Origin of the sequence: Haloterrigena salina JCM 13891 (genome assembly GCF_000337495.1) — an archaeon.
GTDB classification, from domain to species: domain Archaea; phylum Halobacteriota; class Halobacteria; order Halobacteriales; family Natrialbaceae; genus Haloterrigena; species Haloterrigena salina.
The window spans coordinates 1-22,283 of record NZ_AOIS01000060.1 but is presented as its reverse complement, the minus strand read 5'-3'; the positions used below and the strand labels follow the sequence as shown (position 1 = coordinate 22,283).

Genomic DNA, 22,283 nt, shown 5'->3' with positions numbered 1-22,283 from the left:
TGCGCTGTTTTTGCCCGTTTCGCGCCCCCCTTATCGACGTAGTATGACACTATCACGACGTTCGACGATCAAGGCGATCGGTGTCGTCGGTACCGGATCGGCGATCACTGGAACCGCTTTGGCCATCAACGAACACGGAGACGACGAACGGGAGGCCGACGAAACGACGGTCGACGACGAGGAGCTCGGCGCGATCCGCGTCGGCCACTTCTCGCCGGACGCGCCGAACGTCGACGTCTACGTCGACGATCAGCAGATCCTCTCGGACGTCGGCTACGGGGACCTCACGCCGTATCTCGAGATCGTTCCGGGCACGTACTCGATCACGATCACGGCCGCCGGTGACGACCAGCCCGTCTACGAGGGAACCATCGCCGTCGACTCGGAGTTCTACACGGCCGCCGCTCTCGGCGAACTCGAGGGCGAGTCTGCCGGCGCCGCGGGAGACGACACGGACGTCTCCGCGTACGACGCAGCCAACGACACCGCCGGCAACGAGACGGGGAACGTCTCCGACGGCGGCAGCGCGCTCGCCAACGAGACGGACGGGACCGGCGAGATGGGCGACATCGAGAGCGAGACCGACGCGGGCACGTTCGACGTCCTGCTGCTCGTCGATTCCCCGTCGAACGACGTCGAAGCGGGGACGGCCCCGCTCCGAGTCGTGCACGCGGTTCCGGACGCCCCGGCGATCGACATCGCCGAGGGAGAGACCGGTGCGCTAGTCTTCGAAGACGTCGCCTTCACCGAGCCGTCCGGCTACGTTCCGGTAGAGCCCGGGAGCCAGACGCTCGAGGTCTTCCCGGCCGGCGAGAGCGCCGAGATGGGCGAGGAGACGTCCGAAACAGGTAACGAGAGCGCCAGCAGCAACGAGACCGACGAGACCGTCGGCGAGGTCGACGTAATCTCCCAACCCGACCCCGTCGTCAGCGTCGAACTCGACCTCGAGGCGGACACGGCGTACACGGCCTTCGCCATCGGCTACCTCGCGGAGCTGGACGACGAGACGGTAACGGCCGAGCTGGCGGGATCGATGCCCGACGAGACGGACGACGAGGACCGCTCGTTCAGCGTGCTCGCCGCCGTCGACGGCGAACCGGGCAGCGAGACGGTAGCCGACGACGACTCGAGCGGCGAAAACGAGAGCGTGACGGCCGACGACGCGACGGAAGCGAACGAGTCGACCGACGATGCGATGAACCAGACGGACGGGCACGCCGAGAACGAGTCCGCCACGGGCGACTACTGAGAACCGGACGCACTCGCCGCCGTTCGATCCGTTTTGCGCGGAAGTTTCGGCGTCCTCGGCAGCCGTTCGTCCCGTTTTTCGCCGTCGATCGCTGTACCCGGAAACGCGTCGTCGACCGGTCGTTCGTGACTGGTTTCTAGCAGATGTCGTTTTGTCCGTGCCGCTCCTATAGACGGTGTTGCGTCACTGACGCTTCGGACGATCATGGACGAGATACCCGACCCACGGACGGAATCCGACACGGCCGGCGCGCGGACGACCGATACCGACGACCCTCGAGACGGCCCCGAACGGGACGTCCGCCTCGAGGCGGTCGTCGTCCGCTACAGCGCCGACAGCGATCGCTGTACGCTCGTGCCGCGGGACGAACCGCCCGAGGCGATGCTGACGGCGTGGCTCAGTGCGGATCTGGAGACGGTCGTCGATCTCGAGGACGCTCGGTAACGAAGATAACGACGGCGAACCGGGTGCGACGGCTACTCGGTGACGGTCGATCCGCTACGGACGGCCGCGACGGCGTGTCGAGATGAAAGGCGCTCAGGAGGGGTTAGACGTCGACGTACTGGTCGACCCACTCCTGGCGACGCCGGAGGGCTCGTCGTCCTTTCGGCGTCAGCGCGTAGTAGTTCGTTCGCCGGTCGAGTTGTCCCTTTTCGACGAGTTCCTTCTCGACGAGCGTGTCGAGATTGGGATACAGCCGGCCGTGGGTGACCGGCTGATCGATGTATGTGTTGATGTCGTCGAGTATCTCCTGACCGGACGGCCGATCCTTCCCTGCGATCACGTACAGCAAGTCACGTTGGAAGCCAGTTAGCTGATCCATGGATCACCCTCTGAGTGACGACCTTCTCTCATCTGTGACTTTGTTATAGAGCGAGTACGGACAGCCGTCACGGCGGAACGTCGGACATAGACACAGTAACGACCGCTATCACCGTCCGGATTCGGTCCGCCTTCCGTGACGGGGCGTTTTTGAGAGCCACGGCCGTACGGCCCGGTATGCCGACGGATCCACTCGCCTGGGAGACCCGCGATCGCCAAATAGCCTACACTTGTCCGGGCTTCGACGTCGTTAACGAACGCGTTCGACTGCCCGACGGCACCGAAACCGAGTTCGACTACCTCTCGGAACCCGCCAGCGTCTGCATCCTCCCGTTCACCCCCGACGGTGACGTCGTCTGCATCGAGGAGTGGCGCCAGGCCGTCGACCGCGTCAGCCGCGGGCTCCCCGTCGGCGGCACCGAACCCGACGACGACGACCTCGAGGCCGCCGCCCGGCGCGAACTGGCCGAGGAGACCGGCCACGAGGCCGAGAGCCTCGAGCGACTGGTGACCGTCGAACCGGCCAACGGCATCGCCGACGCCGTCTTGCACGTCTTCGTCGCCCGCGGCTGTCGGCCGACCGCCGAACAGCAACTCGACCACAACGAGAGCATTCGCGTGGCGCCGACGGCGGTCGAGGAGCTGCTCGAGGCCGTCCGCGAGGGCGAGATCCGCGACGGGCGGACCGTCCTCGCCGTCTCGTACCACCGGCTGTTCGACGCGGAGGCGTAGCCTCGAGGACGGTCGATCGCCGGCGACGGTCGCAAAAATGATCTGGGCCGGGTGGCCGATCGTTCGTCCGTCGCCGACGATCGGCCCGACGCGCTCGCGTTCGAGTCGCTCGCGCCGGTGCTACTCCGTCTCGTTCCCCTCGTTCCCGCTAACGGTTTCGTTCGCTTCGCTTCCCGCCTGCACGGCGGCCTCGAGGTCGGCCGCGTCCTCGAGGGTGACGGTGTCAGTGTTCATCGTCTCGATCGAGATCGACGTCGCGGAGGCCTCGGAGACGGTTTCGCCGGTCTCGTTATCGGCCGTCTCGTTGTCCGACGTCGTCTCGTTCATCGCCGAGGCGTTGTCCTCGCTCTGGTTGTCTCCCTCCGCGGTCTGATTCCCGTCCGCGGTCGAGTCCGCCTCCTCGATGGTCTGGATCGACAGCGTATCGATCGAGACGGTTTCGGCGTCGAACTGTTCGATGGTGAGGTTCTCGATCTCCTCGTCGGCCGACGCGTTACCGGCGTCGCCCTCCGACTCGTCGTCGCCGCCGAAGATGTCACCGATGAAGTCGCCGACCTGACTGAGGATCCCGCCGTCCTCCTCGGTTTCGATGGTATCGATCGTCATCTGCTGGACGTTCATCGTCTCGATGGTCAGGTTCTGGACGGCGACCGTCTCGGCGTCGTCGCTGATCACCGCGTCCCCGTCGCTGGACGCGTTCTCGCCGGTTTCGTTCCCGGTGGACGCGTTCTCGCCGGCGCTGCCCACCTGCTCGCCGTCGAACTCGAGGTCCGTCAGCGAGACGTTCTCGAGCGCGAGTCGCTCGAGTTCGACGTCGGTGATGTTCACACCGCTTGCGGTGTCGTTCTCGTCCTCGCCCCCGGCGTCGGTCTCGTTCCCGCTCTCGTTTCCGCCCTCGTCGCTCCGTTCGACCGACTCGTTGAGTTGCTCGAGGTCCTCCTGTGCGGCGTCGAGCTGGTCGACGTTCAGCTCCTCAATCGTCGCGTTCTCGACGGTCGCGTTCTCGAGTTCGAGCGTCGCGACCTGCACGTTCTCGAGTGTCGCCGCGGTGCCCGCGTCGCTCGTGTCTCCGGCGTCGGCGTTCGTCCCCATCGCAGCCCCCGCGAGGGCGGGACCCCCCGCGAGCGCGACCGCCACCGCGACGAACACCGCGCCGACCGAATGCGTTCGTGAAGTCATTACGATCGGACGTACCAGTCGAGCCAGGCTAAAACGAGGCGACTGTTACAGAATTCTCCCGGAGAAACGCCGCATTTGAACGCGACCAGCGGCCGCTAATCAGCCCTTCGTTCGCGCGTCGACCGGCGGTTTCGTCCCGCACTCGAGCCGGTCGAGACCGGTAATCCGCGTCCGTCGGCGACTGGACGTGTCGACAGCGCCCGCGGTTCGCTCGCCGTTGGCGACGGGCGGTGTCTCCACTCGCGATCAGTGGGGGCCGAAAAAAAGCGCAATTGCAGGGTAATCGGAACGGAATCGATCGCGCGGCGTTCGTCCCGATCAGCCAAACAGTCCGCCGTCGTCCTCGGAGTCGTTCTCGGATGCGTTGTCTTCTTCGGTCGCGTTATCTTCCGTCATGTTGTCTTCCGTCGCGTTATCCTCGGTCGCGTTGTCTTCCGTCTCGTTGGCTTCGCTCGCCGTCACGTTGTCTTCGGGCTCCTCGCTCCCGATTTCGTCGAGTTCGCTCGCGTCGCCGAACGTCAGCGTGTCGACGGTCGAGTTACCGATGGTGATCGAGGACGCGGAGAGGTTGGAGATGGTTTCACCCTCGCTCTCGTTGTCCATCATCGTCTCGTTGTCCTCGGTCGCGTTGTCTTCGGTCTCGTTGTCCTCGAGACCGATGCCGTCGTCCTCGTCTTCCTGGATCGCCGCAGCGGTNGACGTGTTGTTCTCCTCGTCGTCGCCGAGGATTCCGAGACCGTCGTCGGACTCGTTGTCCTCGCTCTCGTTCATCGCCGAGTCGTTCGCGGACGCGTTCATCCCGGCGTCGGCTTCCTCGACGGAGGTGACGTTCATCGATTCGATCGTGATCTCGTCGACGTCGAAGTGTTCGATCGTGACGTTCTCGAACTCTTGCGTCGCGTTTTCGGTCTCGTTGTCCTCGGTCGCGTTGTCTTCGGTCTCGTTGTCCTCGAGACCGATGCCGTCGTCCTCGTCTTCCTGGATCGCCGCAGCGGTNGTCTCGTTGTCCTCGGTCGCGTTGTCTTCGGTCTCGTTGTCCTCGAGACCGATGCCGTCGTCCTCGTCTTCCTGGATCGCCGCAGCGGTGTCGGACGTGTTGTTCTCCTCGTCGTCGCCGAGGATTCCGAGACCGTCGTCGGACTCGTTGTCCTCGCTCTCGTTCATCGTCGAGTCGTTCGCGGACGCGTTCATCCCGGCGTCTTCGCCGACGTTCAGCTCCTCAACGGTCAGCTCGCCGACGTCCATCGTCTCGATGGTCAGGTTCTGGATCGTGACCTCCTCGGTGCTTTCGTTGATCAGACTCTGACCGGTGGATTCGTTTTCGGTCGCGTTATCTTCGGTCTCGTTGTCTTCGGTCTCGTTGTCGTCGAGACCGATGCCGTCGTCCTCGTCTTCCTGGACCGCCGCAGCGGTGTCGGACTCGTTATCTTCCTCGTCGGAGATGCCGAGACCGTCGGACTCGTTGTCCTCGCTCTCGTTCATCGCCGAGTCGTTCGCCGACTCGTTCATCTCCTCGAACTCCTCGAGTTCGACGTCCTCGAGTTCGAGCTGTTCGAACTGGATGTCGGTGAGGTTCGCTTCGCCGGTCGCGTTACCGTCTTCGGAGGCGTTCGTCTGGTTTCCGTCCAGCTCCTCCTGCAGCGCCGACACGTTCGCGTCGAACTCCTCGACGTTCAGCTCCTCGATCGTCGCGTTCTCGACGGTGACGTTATCGAGTTCGAGCGTCTCGACCTGCACGCTCTCGAGTGTCGCGCTCGACTCGCCAACGTCTCCGGCGTCGCCCATGTCTCCGGCGTCATCGTTCGCGCCCGATGACGCACTAGCCAGGGCAGGACCCCCGGATAGTACGACCATCAGTGCGACGAACGCAACGCCGAGCTTCTGTAGTCGTGAAACCATTGCGATGGTTCCTACCACCGGTTTCCGGCTAAAACGAGGCGACTGTTTCGAGATTATCTCGGGGAAAAGCAGTGTTGGAACCGTGCAACGGTCCCTAATCTCGCGTTCACCTGTCCCGATCGATGACTGTCACGGGTCCGGAGTCGAACGAGCCGAATCGGATGGTAATTGTCACCTCGGTGAGTAAAATCGAACTTGTGCTTGCAGGCGATGGCGGATTATATCAGACCGGTCGGAACGAGACGTTTACCGGCGCGTTCGGGTCGGACGTTTCCGAAACGGATAGTGTTCCGACAGCTGATCGGTCGCAAACCTTCACTGACTTACGTCCGACGGCCGAAGGGCCGGTCGATGCGCGAGTGCTTCGAACTCCGGGACACCGACGCGGGCGGACGTATCGGCGAACTTACCGTTCCGCGGGCCGACGTCACCGTCGAAACGCCGGCGTTGCTCCCGGTGATCAATCCGAATCTGGACACGATCGCCCCTCGTCGCCTCGCCGACGAGTTCGGGGCCGAGATCCTCATCACGAATTCGTATATCATCCACGGGACCGACGACGTCCGCGAGCGGGCCCTCGAGGACGGCCTCCACGAACTGCTCGATTTCCCGGGCGCGATCATGACCGATTCGGGCTCCTTTCAGCTCTCCGAATACGGCGACATCGACGTCACGACCGAGGAGATCCTCGAGTTCCAACACGAGATCGGCTCCGACATCGCCACGCCCGTCGACATTCCGACGCCGCCGGACGTCCCTCGCGACCGCGCCGAGGGCGAACTCGAGACGACCCAGGAACGCCTCGAGATCGCCGAGGGCGTCGACACCGGCGAGATGCTCGTGTCGGCGCCCGTGCAGGGATCGACCTACCCCGACCTCCGCGAGGCGGCCGGCCGCCACGCCGACGGCACCGACCTCGACGTCTTCCCCGTCGGCGCGGTCGTCCCCCTGATGAACGACTACCGGTACGACGACATGGTCGACGCCGTCGCCGCCGCCAAGCGCGGCCTGGGCGCCGACGCGCCGGTCCACCTCTTCGGCGCCGGCCACCCCATGATGTTCGCGCTCGGCGTCGCGATGGGCTGTGACCTGTTCGACTCCGCCGCCTACGCGCTCTACGCCCGCGACGACCGCTACCTCACGGTCCGGGGCACGCGGCTGCTCGAGGACCTCGAGTACCTGCCGTGTTCGTGTTCCGTCTGCACCAGCCACTCGCCGGACGACCTCCGCGCGCTTCCTGACGACGAACGCGAGGAGGAGTTGGCCGCTCACAACCTCCACGTCACGTTCGCGGAGATCCGCCGAATCAAACAGGCCATCCGCGCGGGCAACCTGCTGGAACTGGTCGAGCAACGCGCCCGCTCGCACCCGACGATGCTCGACGGCTACCGAGCGCTGCTCGACCACGCCGAGCAACTCGAGCGATCGGATCCCGTCTCGAAGGGCGCGTTCTTCCACGTCTCGTCGGAAAGCGCCCGCCGGCCGGAGGTGGTCCGCCACCACCGGCGCCTCGAGCGCCTCTCCGTCCCCGACTCGCTGTTTCTCACCGAGGGACAGCCGGCCCGGGGCGACGAGTTCGACGACTCCTGGCGGGTCGAACCGCCGTTCGGTCCCTTCCCGCGGGCGCTCTCGCGGTCCTACCCGCTCACGGCCGAAGTTCCCGAGCGGACCGACCGCGCGGCCCTGTCGGCCGCGGCGGACGGCGTCGCGCGACTCGCCGAGGTGAACCCCGACACCGACCTCGCGCTCGGCCACCGCGGCTGGCCCGCCGGCGTCCTCGAGCGCGTTCCCGAGTCCGTCGAGTTGATCGATCTCACGTCGGATTGATCGCCGCCCTCGAGCCGTTCAGGCGTCGACGGCCGCTGTGACGAATCGCGAGGAGAGCGAACACGGTTTCGACGACTCTCCGCGGTACGTGATTGAAAAGCAGTAATTCAGCGATCGGCTGACGCGGAGACTGCGGCAGCGTCGCGGTCGACCGGCGCTTCAGGCGCCGGTCGGGGAGTCGCCGAGTCGATCGGCGCGGCCGGCCGAAATCGGCTCGGCCGTTGCCGGGATGCCGTCGATCGTGATCTCGAGGTCGGACCCACACTCGACGACGATCGCGTGGCCGTCGTAGGTGAACTCGAGACGACCGCGGCGCGGACCGCTCGTTCGCGTCGGTTCGAAGAGGGCGTCCAGGGCATCGGGGTCGATCGACTCGTAGAGGGGCGGTAGCTCGGTCGGCTCGACGTCGCGCTCGGCCGCGACCGCAGTGACGACGGCGATGCTGATGTCCCCGTCGAACCCGTCGTCGATCGAACCGATGAATGAATTACTCACGTCGTACTCAACCGTTCCCATCCATAAAAGGGTAGCGGGTATTTCGGGGCTACCGAAATGCAATCGGCATTCATCTCGGTTTCCGAAAAATATCGCCGGTTTCGGATCGGGGTCGAGATCAATCGGGGCTCGCAGTTAGCTATCGACGGCGTCGGTTCCGAAGTGGTCGAACGGCTGGCGGTACTCGGCTTTGATGAGTTCCTCCGCCTCGATCTCGAGTCCGGCGCGCTGGAGGCGGCTGACGGCGGTCGTGATCTCCTCGCTGTTCTCGGCGGCGAGATCGACCCGGAGGTTCCGGTGTCCGGTCATGAGTTCGCGGACGCCGACCACGCCGTCGACCCCGAGGGCGGTCTCCGCTAAATCGCCGCGCTCGTGGATCGGTACCGTACACTGGACAACCATGTGTATCGACTTCGCCGTCCGCTCGTAGTCGATGATCGGGACGTAGCCGGTGATCACGCCCGCCTCCTCGAGTCGTCGGATGCGGTTTCGGACGGTGTTGGCCGTGACGCCGACGTCGCCGGCGATGTCCGCCGCCGTCGTGTGGCGGGCGTCGCCCTGCAGCCGATGGAGGATCCCCCTGTCGATCTCGTCGAGTTCGAACGCCATAGCGCTAGTTTCGGGGCCAGCAGCAAGCGCTTTTGGTTCGGCCCGTCGCCGTGGCGCCGACGGCGCGGCATCGGAACAGCAAAGGCGAACGCGACGCCACCCTCGCGTATGCTCGGCGCCGCGTCGCCCGTCGGTGTGTTCGCCCTCGTCGCGGGTGTGCTCGTCGTTCTCGTCGTCGGATCGTGGCTGCGCAAGCGCGTCCGGGGCGGTCGATCGGCGGGACGTCGGCAGTCCTACGAGAAACACGAGGCGGCCCAAGAGCGCGAGCCGCCGGTCGATCTCGGCGACGTCAGGGAGGCCGCTGTCCACGAGTTCACGGAACACCACACCGGCGAGCGGCGGGCCGTCTGCAAGATCGAGGGGTTCGTCGTCTTCGTCGAGGAGGTCCCCGGCGACCTCTCGGTCGGCGACGTGATCGAACTCGAGGTGCTCTCGTTCAACCGCGGCCACACGTCGGCGACGGCGCGGTTCCGTGGAACCGCGTAGAAAGGTGCGATTCCGCGGAGCCGCGTAGAGCGGTGCAGTTCCGGAGAACCGCGGTAGAGAAAACCGGCGTCTCGGCGCTCCTGACCGTTGGTATCGATTCACATACGTCGTCGAATAGAATATCGGGTACCGCGACAATCGGCGGACACACCGAACTCGCGGATCAGTCAGCAGTCAGCGTGATCGATCGCGCGACGGTCGGGTTCTCAGTCGGCGCTGTGAAGCGGGACGGTGCCGCAGTTCGGACAGCCGTTGTGCTTCGTCGTTCGGTAGTGCAGCTCGGAGCCGCAATTCGAACATTCGTAGTGTTCTGTCATTGATAGCGGCAAGGACCTCGACGTTCATATAATTTTCCCGAGCCTATTAATCATTACATTCAATGCCGAGACGGAGAGTCGGTCGCGATTCCGGCGCCGGGACCGACAGCCTCTTTCGCGCTCCCCCGTCCATATCGGGTATGACCGACTACTTCGAAGTCCACGAGCGCGACGGGGCCGCTCGCGTGGGCGAACTCCGACTCGAGTCGCCCGTCACGACCCCCGCGCTCGTCGACGACGTCCTTGAGGACGCGGGGTCGCTGTGGAGCGCCGATCGGGAGCTTCCCGAGGGCGACGAATCGACGCTCACCGTCCTCCCCCACCGGGCGTTCCCCGGCGGCACCGCCGAGGAAGTCCGGGAGTCCTTCGCGGTCGACCAGCCCGACGTCGACTACCCCAGCGTCGCGGTCGTCTCGAGCGAACGCGTCGACGAGCAGGACACCGACGCCTACGCCGTTTCCGACGTCCAGTCGATTACTGGCCACGGCGCGGCGCTGGTCGAGGCCGTCGTGAACGTCCGCGAGGCGATTCCGACCGACACCGCCCTCTACTTCTCGGGCGTCGCCACGCCGCGCAACGTCGCCGTGCTGGCCTACGCCGGCGTCGACCTCTTCGACGAGACCGCCGCGGTCGTGAAGGGCACCGAGGGCCGCTATCTCACGACCGACGAGGCGTACTTCCTCGAGGACTTGGAGGAACTCCCGTGCTCGTGTTCGGCCTGCCAGAAACCCCGCGAGGAGTTCACCCGCGAGGACTGCGCCGAGCACAACCGAAACGCCCTCGCGGCCGAACTCGGCATCGTCCGCCGGCGCATCCGCGACGGCCGCCTCCGAGACTACGTCGAGGGACAGGCCCGCCACGACCAGTGGCTCACCGCCGCCGTGCGCGAACTGGACTCGGAGTGGGGCTACATAGAGGAGCGCACGCCGATCCTCCGGGACGCGGAGATCACCGCCGCGACAGCGGACACTCTCCGCCGCGTCGAGATCCAGCGGTACGCCGACCGCGTGACAACGCGCTACCGGAACCGCTTCCGGAACCCGCTGGTGTTGGTCCCCTGCTCGGCGACGAAGCCGTACAGCGAGTCCCAGAGCCACGGCCAGTTCCACGACGTCATCCAGTGGCGCGCCCACCTCGTCTCGATGACCAGCCCCATCGGCGTCGTGCCCCAGGAACTCGAGACGACCTATCCGGCCCAGCACTACGACACCGTCGTCACGGGTCGCTGGTCGGAAGACGAGAAGCAGTTCGTGAGCGAGGTCCTGCGGCGCTACCTCGAGCGCAACGACTACCCCGAGATCATCGCCCACGTCCCCGACGAGGGCTACCGCGACATCGTCTCCCGCGTCGAGGAGGCCCTCGACCTCGATATCACGTACACCGTCCCCGAGGGCGGCCACCCCACCGACGACGAGTCCCTCTCGAACCTCGGGACGGCGCTGTCGGGCGAACTGAAGTACTCCAAGCGCGAGCGCGAGCACAACACCGTCCGCGCCATCGCGGACTACCTGCTCGGCGACGGCGCCGGCGACGACCTCTTCGAGGACATCCAGACGACGAGTCGCTACCCGAAGATTCAGGTCCGCGATAGCGAGGAGACCCAGCTCGCGACGATGGTCCCCCAGTACGGCACGCTCTCCTTCACGCTCGAGGGCGCGAAACGGTGGGTCGACAGCGACGCCCCGACGAAGCGCGTCGAGATCGACGGCTTCGTCCCCCACGGCAGCGTGCTCGCGCCGGGCGTCGTCGACGCCGACGACGAGATCCGGGTCGGCGACGAGGTCGTCGTCGAGGGGCCGAACGCCTTCGCCGTCGGCCGCGCGGAGATGTTCGGCCGCGAGATGCGCGAGAGCTCCCGCGGGATCGCCTGCGAAGTCCGCCACGTCGAAGAGAAGTAGCGCGCGCTCGAGCAGAGATCCACCGTCAGGTCGTGAGAACCGGCTCGCAGCCACACTCCTCGGCGACGGTCTCCCGACAGGACGGACACCGACAGCCGTTCACGAAACGGTTCACCGATCGGCCACACTCCGGACACTCCCAGATCCGAGAGCCGCGCTGTCCAGTCACTGATCGCTGTGAGTCCGACGATTTAGATAGGGTTTTCCCTGCGTTTCACTGCGAGAGAACGAGCCCATAGCCCCGCGAACGGTCGGTATGACGCAATCGTACCGATCCGAATGGGCTTCCGAGGCGTCCGATTTCGAGCGGCCGATCACGAGTCGCTCTCGCGCTTCCGGTTCCGGTCGGCCCAGGGGCGGAGGATCGCGTGGACGGCCTCGTTCATCGGCGCGTCGACGCCGCAGTCGGCCGCGTGCCGGACGACCGAGCCGTGGAGCGCGTCGAGTTCCAGCGGCTTGCCGTGGGTCAGATCGTACTGCAGCGAGGAGGACATCTCCGGATCCAGCCCCCGGGCGAACTCGAGCCACTCGTCGACGAGGCCGTCCGGGAGGTCGACGCCTTCCGCCCGAGCGACGGTACAGACCTCCTCCAAGAGCCGCCGGTACATCGCCCACGAGGCGTCGGTGTCCCGAATCTCGCCGACCGGAAGCCGGGTCGCGGCGGTCATTCCGGCCTGCGCGCAGATGAAGGCGAACTTCCGCCACAGTTCGACGCGGACGTCGTCGGCCAGCACCGCGTCGACGCCCTCGCTCTCCGACAGCGCGTCGTCGAGCGCCTCGATCCGCTCCGTTCGCCGCCCGTCGAGTTCGCCGTAGACGAACCGCGCCGGACCGCCGGTGTGCTCGACGACGCCCGGCTCCCCGATCGTCGAGAAGATGTAGGCCACGCCGCCGACGACGCGTTCGTCGCCGATCTCCTCGGCGAGCCACCGTTCGTTGTCGACGCCGTTCTGAAAGGAGACGACCGCCGTCTCCTCGCCGAGCAGCGACTCGAGGTCACCGGCGGCGTCGCGCGTATCGTACGACTTCACGCAGAACAGGACGCAATCGCACGGACCGATGTCAGCCGGATCGTCGGTCGCGGGGAGATCGGCGGTCGCGTCGCCGGCGACGCTCTCGAGTCGCAGCCCGTCCGATCGAAGGGCCTCGAGGTGGTCGCCCCGCGCGATCAGGTGGACCTCGTGGCCCGCGTCGGCGAGTCGCGCGCCGAGGTAGCCGCCGACACCGCCGGCGCCGAAGACGGCGAATTTCATACCGACCGTACGGAGAGATCGGTGAAAGGGATTGCGGGCGCGCGAGATCGAATTCGGTCTCGAGGCCGGTCAGCGAGGCTCTCCCGGACACTCCTTGAGCAGGTGCTCGCGGTAGGTCGCCGCGGGGACGGACGTCCCGCAAACGTCGCACTCGCGACGGGCGCGGGCGACGTCGGCGCTATCGCGGTCGTCGTCACCGCGGTCGTCGACCCCGTCGGTCTCGTCGGTCACGGGCGAGCGTACGCCCGACGACCACCTCGACCTTTCGGTCGCCAAACCCGTCCCTCCCGCGGAGTGTCCCGATTTCGGACGAATATTCGGCCAGAATGGCGCGAGTAACAAAGGGTAGAACGCCGGTAGTCCGCCGCATGTCCGGGGGTGGGCAGATGGCGGTCGGCGTACTGGCGGAACCGTCCCTCTACGAGTGGCAAGTCCGCGCGCTCGAGCGACTCCGCCGCGAGGCCGCCGTCGACGTCGAGATTCCGCTCGTCGTCCACAACGCCGCCGGCACGGCGGTCGGGGACGAGTCGTGGGACGAGAGCAAAGACCACCTCTCGCTCGCGGACGTCGTCGAACTCGTCGAGGTCTTCCGCGAGGAGCGGGCGTGGACGGCCGTCCTCGCGGAGCGAAGCCTCGGACGGCTGTTCGGCGACGAGCGGCCGCTGTGGCACCGACGCGCGACCGAGAGCGTCGACGCGCTCGCCGACGCGGATCACGTCCAGTGTCGGCCGCGGACCGAAGACGGCTGGAACGAACTCCCGCCGGGGATCGTCTCCCGGCTCGCGGACCGCTGCGACGTCGTCGTCCGCTTCGGGTTCGGACTGCTCCGCGGCGACGTCCTGACCGCGCCGGAACACGGCGTAGTGAGCTTCCATCCGGCGGATATCCGTCGCTATCGCGGGATGGGACCGCCGGCGATCTTTCACGACGGGCGGGACCGCGCCGGGACGACGCTCCAGCGGCTGAACGAGTCGATCGACGGCGGCGAGGTCGTCGCCTACGAAGAGACGAGCATCGCCGACTGCCGGACGCTCTGGGACGTCTTCGACCGCCTCGCGGCGCTCCAGATCCGGCTCCTCTCCGACGGGATCGAGAAGCTGTCCGATCCGACCGTCACGCCCCGAACGGTTCCCGACGCGGAACTCGGGCCGTTCTATTACCGGGATCGCCGGCGGACGCTCCGCTTCTCGAGCCGCGTCCTCCTGCGGAACCTCGCCGGCCGACTCGAGTCGGTGCGGTCGTCGGACGAACGGACCGATCCGACGACGGAGATACCGAACGAGTGATTGCTCATCGGTGGCGGGACTCGCGGGAACCGATGGACGCCGTCGAAACCCTGTCCTCGACGGTTCCGGATCGAACGGTCGCCAGTCGCAACTACTTTAACGTTTTAGGTAAGCCTAAATCGCATGGAAGGCGATCCGGTTCGGAAGCGCAGTCCGAGACGACCGTCGGCCCCGCCGGCGTGCGAGCGCTCGCTCGACGCGCCCGACAGGGGGACCCAGCCGCCCGCCGATCAGTACCGTCGCCGTCGCGCATGACCGACGCGCCCCAGTACCTGCTGGTGATCTATCGCGCGACCCGGGAGGCGGACGGCGAGGAACCGATCGCGCCCGGCTACGTCGCCGAGGAACTCGACCGGTCGCCGTCGACCGCGACGGAGACCCTCCAGCGGCTCGAGGCCCAGGGCTATCTCGAGTACAAGCCGTACGAGGGGGCGACGCTCACCGACCGCGGGCGGGAGACGGCCGCCGAGCTCCACGAGCGCTACGTCGTCCTGTCGGCGTTCTTTCGGGACGTCCTCGAACTCCCGGAGCCGCGGCAAGAGGCGATGCAACTCGTGGGAAGCGTCAGTTCGGTCGTCACCGAACGGGTCGCCGAAACGCTGCTCGACGCGGAAAAAGCGGAAGCGGACGAACGGCCGCCGTCCGTCGAGTAGTCGCGGGAGTTCGCGTCGACTGCGTTAGTTCGTCGCTGACTCGAGGACCAGCGTGTCGTCTTCGAGGTAGTGCTCGATATGGTGGGCGTGTTCCTCGATGGTCACGAGCTGCTCGCGGAGCATCTCGGCAGTCGCGTGGTCGCCGAAGTTCTCGGCGAGTTCGATGTGCTGGCGGTTGCTCTCGATGATGTCGCCCATCATCTCGAGGTCGTTCTCGAGCGACGTCCGGATGTCGTAGACGTCCTCGTCCTCGGGCTCGACGGTGGCCTTCTCGGCCAGCGTCGTCATGTTCGCGTGCGGAACGCCGCCCAGCGCTTGGAGCCGCTCGGCGAGGTCGTCGGCTGCCTCCTCGACATCCTCGTAGACCTCCTGGAGGAAGACGTGGATATCGAGGAACTCCGCGCCCTCGACGTTCCAGTGGTGCTTGTGGAGCTGGTGGTAGAGGACGTAGGAATCCGCGAGGTCGCGGTTCAGCGCCTCGATGATCTGCTCGGCCTTCTCGGGCTCGAGTCTGAGCGCGTTCTCCTCGACGGTGCCGGCCTCCTGCTGAACGGACTTCTGCGTACTCATTACGATCTAGTAGAGAACGCCCACCCACATATAACTTTTCAATATTCTTATAATTTTTCGCACGACCTAAATCCGACCGGGAGCCGAGTAGCGAAAACTCGCGGCGAGCCGCACGATCGACGGAGTCTCGAGGAAGGCAGGGACGGCGGCTCGAACGATCACAACACCGGCGTCGCCTCGTCCCAGAGTCGCTGGAACTGTCGCTCGAGTCGGTCGACGATCCGGGAGTCGGTGAGACCGATCACGCCGAACCGATCGGTGTTCGTCCGCGGATGGGGGACCTCGATCGTCGCCGTCGTCCCGTCGACGATGTCGAACGAGAGGGGCAGATCAGCGACCCCTCGCACTCGAACGTCGGCGGCGTGATCGGCGGCGGCCGACGGAATCAAATCCGCGAGTTTCTCGAGGACACCCGCACTGCAGACGAGGTCGACGTCGATATCCCCCGCGAGTTCCTCGAAGAAGACGTCCGTTTCCGAACGGAGGGCGTCCGCTCGGGCGTACTCGTACGGAATCCCGGCGATCATCCGCACCCGCTCGTCGGTCGCTCGAGCGTGGTGTCGCAGGGCCGTGAGCATCCCGTCGCTGCCGAGCGATCCCGGCCAGAAGTGTCCGTCGCGCGATGGCTGCGGAACGAGGTCCGAGCGGAGCCGGTCGGCGACTTCCAGCGAGCGGGTCCACTTCGTGACCAGTTCGTCCCAACGCTCCGCCAGAAGTCGGTCGACCGCCGTCTCCGGCTCCACGGCGACGTACCGCTTCGGATCGCCGGATCGCGTTCGAACTAACCGTCGGGCACTCAGCCCGTTCAAAACGTCGTAGATCCGCCCTCGCGGGACGTCACTGGCCGTCGCAACGTCCGCGGCGGTCGACGGACCGGTCACGAGCAACGTCCGATACGCGGACTCCTCGTAGCTCGATACGCCGAGTTCGCGCAACGCAGACATATTATTTCGGTCTCGAACCACGTATAAATACCTGCGACATCTTCCGTTCGATCGCCGATTCAGGGTCTGCTCGACGCTCGTCGCGTTCGCTCGGGACCGAGAAACGCACCGAAAGTGGCACTACATTTCAACAATTTTACCGAACAGCGCGATCAGCTACGGATACTCGATGGTCGAATCCAGCACCCACCGACGCGTCGATCTCGTGGTCGTCGGCGGCGGGACCGCCGGGACGTTCGCCGCCGCCACGGCCGCCGACGCCGGCCTCGACGTCGTCGTACTCGAGCGGAAAAGCGAGTCCGAAGCGGGCCGTATCGCCTGCGGTGACGCGATCAAAGGCGCGAGCGCGTTTCCCGACGTCATCGACGTCGACTACCTGAAGGACGGGTCGTTTACGAACCGGAACATCCGTCGTGCGGTATTTCGGAACCCCTACCACGAGCAGGAGCTCGAGGTCGAGTTCGGCGGGCGAGGTGCCGTCGTCGATCGGAAACGGTACGGTGAAATCCTCCTCGAGGAGGCCCGGCGACTCGGCGCGACGATCGAATACGATACCGTAGTCACTGACGTCCGACAAACGGAAGGCCGGATAACGGGCGTCCGTGCGAAGCGGAACAGCGAGGAAATCGTCTACGAGGCGCCGATAACCGTCGACGCCGCCGGCGCGCTGTCGATACTTCAGGACAGGGCCGATTTCTCGGGGACGACCTTCGACACGGACGTCCGGTACACCCAGTTCTGTTCTGCCTACCGGGAAATCATCGAGGTCCCGGAACCGGTCGACTGGGACGACGCGATCGTGTTCAAACCCACCGACGAACTGGGCTACCTCTGGTATTTCCCGCGCTCGGAGACGGAAATCAACGTCGGCCTCGGCTTCCAGATGACCGAGGAACCGATGAAACTCGTCGACGCGTTACGACGTGATCTCCGGCGACGACCGATGTTCGAGAACGCGACGGTCAAAAACAAGCTCGGTGCGGCGCTTCCGACCCGCCGGCCGTACGATTCCGCCGTCGCGCCGGGGTATCTGGCGGTCGGAGACGCAGCCGCCCACGTCAATCCGGTGACCGGCGGCGGAATCGGCAGCGCAGCGAACGCGGGACACTGGGCCGCGAACGCGGCGATCGAGGCGATATCGACGGGCGATCCCTCGGAGCGAGCCCTCTGGCAGTACAACCGAGACGTGATGACAGACTTCGGCAAGCGGTTCGCCGTGATCGATCTGTACAACGTCTGGGGAACGGCGTACGACACCGAGACGCTGTCGGGAATCGTCGCCTCGCTGCCCGCCCAGCAACTCGCGGACGCGATCGGCGGCTCGGGTACGCCCTCGATGGGGCTCGGGCTGAAGCTCGAGACGCTTCGCTCGACGTTCGGCTACTGGTCGGAACTGCGCGAACTGTACCGCGTCCGGGACCTCGCGACGGAGTTGGCCGACCACTACGCGTCGTACCCGGAGACGCCGGCGGCGTTCGAACGATGGCAGACGGGTCGAGACGCCATCATGGACGAGTTTCACTCGATCTGTGATGCCGAGCGGAAATACTAGCCCCGAACGACTTACGCGAGCGTTGAATCACGATGACGAACCCAAAACACACGGTCGAATTCGTCGACAGCGGCGTCACGCTCGAGGTATCGGAAACGGAAACGATTCTGCAGGCGTGTCTGGAAGCGGGAATCGCGTCGGAGTACTCGTGTCGAGTTGGGACGTGCGTCGCGTGTACGGCGGAAATCGTCGCCGGAGACGTCGTTCAACCCGCGGCGCGAGGGCTTACCGCCGAGGAAGCGGATTCCTACGCGCTGACCTGTATGGCGCGCCCGCGGTCCGACCTCGAACTGCGACTGGGCGAGTATCCCCCGAGTATCGAGGCGTCGACTGACGACGATGCCGAACGCGACGGGTAATCGGAGCGGGAAGCCGTCCGTTCGGATCGAACGACGACCAGCAGGCGACCCCGCAGACGACACTGAACCGAGAACGAGCGATCCGGCCGACTACTGCTCGCCGAGCACCGAATCGAAGAACTTCCGTTCGGCCGTCCGGAGGTGCTGGTTGAACGTCGCCGGCGCGATGCCGAGTCGCTCGGAGATCTCCTCGCCGGTGCTCTCGCGGGGCCAGTCGAAGTAGCCCGCAAAGTAGGCCGTCTCGAGGGCCGCCCGCTGCTTCTCGGTGAGGTCGTCCTCGAGGACCGACGACGAGCCGGAATCGTTGCGGTCGCCGCGCTCGCGGGTCCGCTGGGCGAGGTAGGTGACGTCGTCGCGCTGTTCCTTGATGAGTTCGATCATCTGGCGGGTGTCCCGACCCCGCGGGAGTTCGACGACGAAGCGGAACTCGCCGTCGTCGATGGTCGCCGACTGGACGCGGCCGCCGTGGGTCGCGATCGTCTCGAACAGCGAGACGGCCGCCGGCGCCACGAGTTCGAACTCGAAGGCGTCGCGCCTGACCGCGAGGAAGCGGACGTCGCCGAAGCCGTCGGTCTCGTCGACCGCCTCCTGAAACGCGTCCTGATCGACCTCGTGGGCCGAGCCGTACGCGAGCAGCGTCTCGTCCCCGTGGATCAGCTGCTCGAACGCGATCGTACACTCCTCCTCCGAGGAGAGTCGGATCAGCGGCCGGGCCAACTCCTCGACGCGGAACTCGAGTTCGATGACGGCGTCGCTGACCAGCGCGTCCTTGCGCTCGATCGCCGTGATCGCGTGGGCGATGACGTCGCCGATCCGGGCGAGGATGGTCGTCTCCGGCCCCTCGAACGCCCGCGGCGACTCGGAGTAGACGTTCAATACGCCGTAGACCAGATCCTCGTGGACGATCGGAATCGCCGCGGTCGACCGGTAGCCGCGCTCGATCGCTTCCTCGCGCCACGGCTCGAACTCGGGGTCCGACTGCGCATCGCTCATCACCTGCACCGACCCGGTTCGGATCGCCTTCCCCGACGGACCCTGCCCGGTCACGTCGTCCTCGTCGACGGTCACCTCGATGTCGTCGAGATATCCGTTCTCGACGCCGGCCGCCGCCTTCGGAACCACGCGGTCGCTGCCGGGGTTGACGCCGCCGATCCACGCGAACCGGTAGGCGTCGGACTCGGCGAGCCGGTCGCAAACCTGCTGTTCTAAGTCGGCCCGCGTTTCGGTCGTGATCACCGCGTGAGTGATGTCGTGGCCGATCCGGTTGAGCCGGTTGAGCGCCTCGAGTTGCTCGCGCTGGCGGCGGCGTTCGCGCTCCTGTCGGGCCCGTTCGATCGCGTGGTGGATCGTCCGCACCAGCAGCTCGCTGGTCACCTCGTCTTTGACGAGGAAGTCCTGTGCGCCCCGCTGGATCGCCTGGACGCCGACCTGCTGGTCGCGGACGCCCGTCAGCACGACGATGGGCGTCGCCCCGCTCTCGTCGTGGACCGTCTCGAGCGTCTGCAGCCCCTCGCTGTCGGGCAGGTTCAGGTCCAGCAAGACGACGTCGACCGGCGACCCCTCGAGCGTCTCGAGGCCGTCCTCGAGCCGGTTCTCGCGGCTGATCTCCGGCGTCCGCCCCGCCGATTCGTCGGAGCTGACCCGCTGGGCGAGCTCCTCGGTCCCCCGGAGCATCTCCTGGATCAGGCGCGCGTCGCCGGGGTTGTCCTCGATCAGCAGGATCTCCAGGGTATCGACCTCGGCGGTCGTTCCGTCCGCGTCGGCCCGCGTGTCCGTTCCGCTCATTGGCCCTCACCCTCCGGCGGAAGCCGGACGACGGAGAACCAGAACTTCTCGAACGCCCGGACCGTCTCGATGAAGTCGTCCGGATCGACCGGCTTCGTCAGGTAGGCGTTGGCGTGGAGTTCGTAGGATCTGACGACGTCCTCCTCGGCCCGGGAACTCGTCAGGACGATTACCGGAATCGATCGCAGTTCGGAATCCCCCTTGAGCTCCTCGAGGACGTCCTCGCCGTCCTTCCGCGGGAGGTTGAGGTCGAGCAGGATGAGATCCGGTCGCGGCGCGTCCTCGTACTCGCCGCGCTGGTAGAGAAACTCCAGCGCCTCGTTGCCGTCCGAGACGACGTGGAGGTCGTTCTCGATGCGGCCCTGTTTGAACGCTTCTTCGGTCAGTCGGACGTCACCCGGATTGTCCTCGACTAACAGGATCTGTGCTGGCTCCGGTTTGAACTGTCTCGAATCACTCATGGTCGGTCGTGGTTCCAGTCGCGGTGTCGGTCTCGGACGGCGCCGGCACGATCCCGGTTCCTCGGACTCCTCGCCACCGCGGAGTCGCTCGAACGCCTGAAAGCGGCGATCTGTATCCGCCGGATCGATCCCGATCCCCCGATCGCGAACTGAAATCGTCCACTCTTGTCCACGTTTATCCGCGAACACAGATATACGTAGGGTCTGCCGACCGGCGTCCGCACTCGCGTGGGCACGCGGGTACCGGACCGCCTGGCGGGGCCGGTCCGAATCGCCGGCGACAGCCACAGTGGAAGCGAATCGGAGTCGGACGACTCGAGCGTTCGCTGGCCGCGTTCGGCGACGGTCTCCGGCCGGCGGACGCGAGACCGGAACTGGCCCGTCGGCTGGTCGAAACACCCCATACAAGTAGTACAGTACAAGTCGATTGCCGGGTATAAATGTGGTGCGTACACTCACCGGTCGTGACGTGTCGTCGCGACGAAGTCCTCGAACGCGAAGCCGGCCGCTACTCGCGGCCGACCGCGTCGTCGCCGACGAGTCGGTAGGTCCGCCCGCGGCGCTCGCCGACGGCCTCGATCAGGTCGTAGTGGACCATCTTCGTCAGGTAGTTGCGCAGCGTCCGCTCGGTCTTGGGGTCGTCGACACGACGCTCGTACTCCTCGTAGAGGTCGCCCGGGTCGATCTCGCCGGCCTCGGCGATGACGTCGTACAGCACGCGCTGGTGTTCGATCAGCCCTTCGACGGTCTCGCGCCGGATCGCCGTCCGCGCGTCCGGAATCGCCGCCTCGAGGACGTCGTCGGTCACCGACTCGAGTCCCCGTCGGCTCGCCCGACGGGCGGCCGACCGGAGGATGCCGATCCCCACGCGGGCGTCGCCCGACGCGGCGTCGGCGATCGTCCGCAGCTGGCCGTCGCTCACGGCGCCGGGCTCGAGGGCCTTCTCCGCCCGTTCGGCCAGGATCCCGGCCAGTTCGTCGGTCCCGTAGCGGTCGAACCGGACGCGGGTCCCCGCCCGCAGCCGCGAGCGAACCCGGTCGTCGAAGCTCGCGAACAACTCCTCCTCGCGGTTGGCGATCAACACCAGCGAGACGTGCCCCAGCCGGTGGAGGTCGTAGAGCGCGGCCGTCTCCTCGAGCTGGTCGACCTCGTCTAAAATAACCACCACGGGCCGGGCGTCCGTCTCGCGCAACCGATCGAACAGTTCGTCCTTCGGCGTCGAGCGGTGGATGTCGACGGTCCGGCCGACCGCCTCGAGGACGCCGTAGAGCACTCGAAATCGGGTGTACTCCTGCCAGCAGTTGACGTAGGCGACGTCGATCGACGGCTCCTGCTCGCGCAATTGACCGAGCGCGTACCTGGCGATGCAAGTCTTCCCGACGCCAGTCGGTCCGAACAGGAAGGCGGGATCGGCTCGCCGATCGGACAGCAGCGGCTCCAGGGACTCCGAGAGGAGGTTCACCTCGTCGTGGCGGTGAACCACCTCGCTGGGCACGAAATCCTCGCGCAGGACGCGACCGTCGACGATCACACCGACCCGGTTACACGTCGGCCGTTGTAAACGATGCCGTCCCGATTCCGAAACTTCCGAAACGACCGGATTTTCTATATCGTCGCATGTGATTTATGGAGGTCGTTTTAGCTCGTTACGGGCCAATAGCCACAGACTCGAGCGACGCCGAGTTGGGAAGTCTACCGGACGGTAGGTCGCTCGCGGATGCGAACGCGGCCGTTCGACGGATTCGAGTCCGGTCGACCGACGGAGTGAACCCGTCTTCGATAGCAGTGATCACCGACCGGCCGATCCGACCGAGAAACGGTCGGTCCAACGCGCTCGAAGTCGGCGGCCGACCGAGCCAGCGAACGTCGCCGATCCGTCAATCACTCGAGACGGATACCGGTTCGAC

The 22,283-nt window shown here is 66.1% G+C and carries 21 protein-coding genes and 1 pseudogene; 10 read left to right on the top strand and 12 right to left on the bottom strand.

Annotated elements, in window-relative coordinates; translation table 11 throughout:
* Positions 1 to 43: 43 nt before the first annotated feature.
* Together C477_RS18690 and C477_RS18685 are read left to right on the top strand one after the other, a co-directional pair.
* Positions 44 to 1,249, top strand: a complete 1,206-nt coding sequence (locus tag C477_RS18690; RefSeq protein ID WP_008896109.1) for a DUF4397 domain-containing protein — start codon at positions 44 to 46, stop codon at positions 1,247 to 1,249.
* A 204-nt stretch (positions 1,250 to 1,453) separates the two neighbouring features.
* Complete coding sequence (locus C477_RS18685; RefSeq protein WP_008896108.1) at positions 1,454 to 1,693, top strand: DUF7511 domain-containing protein; 240 nt, start codon at positions 1,454 to 1,456, stop codon at positions 1,691 to 1,693.
* Between the two features lie 103 nt (positions 1,694 to 1,796).
* On the opposite strand, the gene C477_RS18680 is transcribed toward C477_RS18685, so the two are convergent.
* Positions 1,797 to 2,072 (bottom strand): PadR family transcriptional regulator, encoded by a 276-nt coding sequence (locus C477_RS18680; RefSeq protein ID WP_008896107.1) that lies wholly within the window; start codon positions 2,070 to 2,072, stop codon positions 1,797 to 1,799.
* A gap of 176 nt (positions 2,073 to 2,248) precedes the next feature.
* Here C477_RS18680 and C477_RS18675 point away from each other — a divergent pair, with 176 nt between their 5' ends.
* Positions 2,249 to 2,803, top strand: a complete 555-nt coding sequence (locus C477_RS18675) for an NUDIX hydrolase (RefSeq protein WP_008896106.1) — start codon at positions 2,249 to 2,251, stop codon at positions 2,801 to 2,803.
* A gap of 120 nt (positions 2,804 to 2,923) precedes the next feature.
* Here C477_RS18675 and C477_RS18670 read toward each other — a convergent pair whose 3' ends face one another.
* Positions 2,924 to 3,982 carry a hypothetical protein gene (locus C477_RS18670; RefSeq protein WP_008896105.1) on the bottom strand — a complete coding sequence of 353 codons (1,059 nt, stop codon included), beginning with the start codon at positions 3,980 to 3,982 and terminating at the stop codon, positions 2,924 to 2,926.
* A gap of 2,250 nt (positions 3,983 to 6,232) precedes the next feature.
* Here C477_RS18670 and tgtA point away from each other — a divergent pair.
* Positions 6,233 to 7,708, top strand: coding sequence for a tRNA guanosine(15) transglycosylase TgtA (gene tgtA / locus C477_RS18660; RefSeq protein ID WP_008896103.1), 1,476 nt, complete (start codon positions 6,233 to 6,235; stop codon positions 7,706 to 7,708).
* A gap of 159 nt (positions 7,709 to 7,867) precedes the next feature.
* On the opposite strand, the gene C477_RS18655 is transcribed toward tgtA, so the two are convergent.
* The gene (locus C477_RS18655) at positions 7,868 to 8,203 is read right to left on the bottom strand and encodes a HalOD1 output domain-containing protein (protein WP_049914675.1); all 336 of its coding nucleotides are present in this window, start codon (positions 8,201 to 8,203) and stop codon (positions 7,868 to 7,870) included.
* 135 nt (positions 8,204 to 8,338) lie between these two features.
* Complete coding sequence (locus tag C477_RS18650) at positions 8,339 to 8,812, bottom strand: Lrp/AsnC family transcriptional regulator (RefSeq protein ID WP_008896101.1); 474 nt, start codon at positions 8,810 to 8,812, stop codon at positions 8,339 to 8,341.
* Positions 8,813 to 8,920: 108 nt separating this feature from the next.
* Between C477_RS18650 and C477_RS18645 the strand changes: the two genes are divergently transcribed.
* Together C477_RS18645 and arcS are read left to right on the top strand one after the other, a co-directional pair.
* Positions 8,921 to 9,298 carry a TRAM domain-containing protein gene (locus C477_RS18645; protein ID WP_008896100.1) on the top strand — a complete coding sequence of 126 codons (378 nt, stop codon included), beginning with the start codon at positions 8,921 to 8,923 and terminating at the stop codon, positions 9,296 to 9,298.
* A 457-nt stretch (positions 9,299 to 9,755) separates the two neighbouring features.
* Complete coding sequence (gene arcS, locus C477_RS18640; RefSeq protein WP_008896098.1) at positions 9,756 to 11,513, top strand: archaeosine synthase subunit alpha; 1,758 nt, start codon at positions 9,756 to 9,758, stop codon at positions 11,511 to 11,513.
* Between the two features lie 314 nt (positions 11,514 to 11,827).
* Here the strand turns inward: arcS and C477_RS18635 are convergent, their stop codons facing one another.
* Positions 11,828 to 12,766 (bottom strand): 2-dehydropantoate 2-reductase, encoded by a 939-nt coding sequence (locus C477_RS18635; RefSeq protein WP_008896097.1) that lies wholly within the window; start codon positions 12,764 to 12,766, stop codon positions 11,828 to 11,830.
* A 69-nt stretch (positions 12,767 to 12,835) separates the two neighbouring features.
* Entirely contained in the window at positions 12,836 to 12,997 is a 162-nt protein-coding gene (locus C477_RS23875; RefSeq protein ID WP_008896096.1) for a hypothetical protein, read from the bottom strand.
* 137 nt (positions 12,998 to 13,134) lie between these two features.
* On the opposite strand from C477_RS23875, the gene C477_RS18630 reads away from it, so the two are divergent.
* A complete protein-coding gene (locus C477_RS18630) occupies positions 13,135 to 14,052 on the top strand; it encodes a formyltransferase family protein (RefSeq protein WP_049914669.1) in 918 nt (305 codons plus the stop codon).
* Positions 14,053 to 14,303: 251 nt separating this feature from the next.
* A complete protein-coding gene (locus tag C477_RS18625) occupies positions 14,304 to 14,705 on the top strand; it encodes a metal-dependent transcriptional regulator (protein ID WP_008896094.1) in 402 nt (133 codons plus the stop codon).
* Between the two features lie 24 nt (positions 14,706 to 14,729).
* Here C477_RS18625 and dpsA read toward each other — a convergent pair whose 3' ends face one another.
* Positions 14,730 to 15,275, bottom strand: a complete 546-nt coding sequence (gene dpsA, locus C477_RS18620) for a DNA starvation/stationary phase protection protein DpsA (RefSeq protein ID WP_008896093.1) — start codon at positions 15,273 to 15,275, stop codon at positions 14,730 to 14,732.
* A gap of 158 nt (positions 15,276 to 15,433) precedes the next feature.
* The gene (locus tag C477_RS18615) at positions 15,434 to 16,219 is read right to left on the bottom strand and encodes a TrmB family transcriptional regulator (protein ID WP_008896092.1); all 786 of its coding nucleotides are present in this window, start codon (positions 16,217 to 16,219) and stop codon (positions 15,434 to 15,436) included.
* A 169-nt stretch (positions 16,220 to 16,388) separates the two neighbouring features.
* Between C477_RS18615 and C477_RS18610 the strand changes: the two genes are divergently transcribed.
* Positions 16,389 to 17,771, top strand: a complete 1,383-nt coding sequence (locus tag C477_RS18610) for a geranylgeranyl reductase family protein (RefSeq protein ID WP_008896091.1) — start codon at positions 16,389 to 16,391, stop codon at positions 17,769 to 17,771.
* Between the two features lie 32 nt (positions 17,772 to 17,803).
* Complete coding sequence (locus C477_RS18605) at positions 17,804 to 18,130, top strand: 2Fe-2S iron-sulfur cluster-binding protein (protein WP_008896090.1); 327 nt, start codon at positions 17,804 to 17,806, stop codon at positions 18,128 to 18,130.
* A gap of 90 nt (positions 18,131 to 18,220) precedes the next feature.
* Here the strand turns inward: C477_RS18605 and C477_RS18600 are convergent, their stop codons facing one another.
* From C477_RS18600 to C477_RS18585, 4 genes and pseudogenes are all read right to left on the bottom strand, one after another.
* Positions 18,221 to 19,915: a bacterio-opsin activator domain-containing protein gene (locus C477_RS18600; RefSeq protein WP_008896089.1), complete on the bottom strand. Its 1,695-nt coding sequence runs from the start codon at positions 19,913 to 19,915 to the stop codon at positions 18,221 to 18,223.
* Positions 19,912 to 20,376 (bottom strand): response regulator, encoded by a 465-nt coding sequence (locus tag C477_RS18595; RefSeq protein ID WP_008896088.1) that lies wholly within the window; start codon positions 20,374 to 20,376, stop codon positions 19,912 to 19,914. The genes C477_RS18600 and C477_RS18595 overlap by 4 nt, the downstream gene beginning before the upstream one ends.
* Positions 20,377 to 20,463: 87 nt before the next feature.
* A pseudogene (locus C477_RS24860) lies at positions 20,464 to 20,664 on the bottom strand (ATP-binding protein); the annotation flags it as partial.
* Positions 20,665 to 20,884: 220 nt separating this feature from the next.
* Positions 20,885 to 21,907, bottom strand: a complete 1,023-nt coding sequence (locus tag C477_RS18585; RefSeq protein WP_008896086.1) for a Cdc6/Cdc18 family protein — start codon at positions 21,905 to 21,907, stop codon at positions 20,885 to 20,887.
* Positions 21,908 to 22,283: the final 376 nt, after the last annotated feature.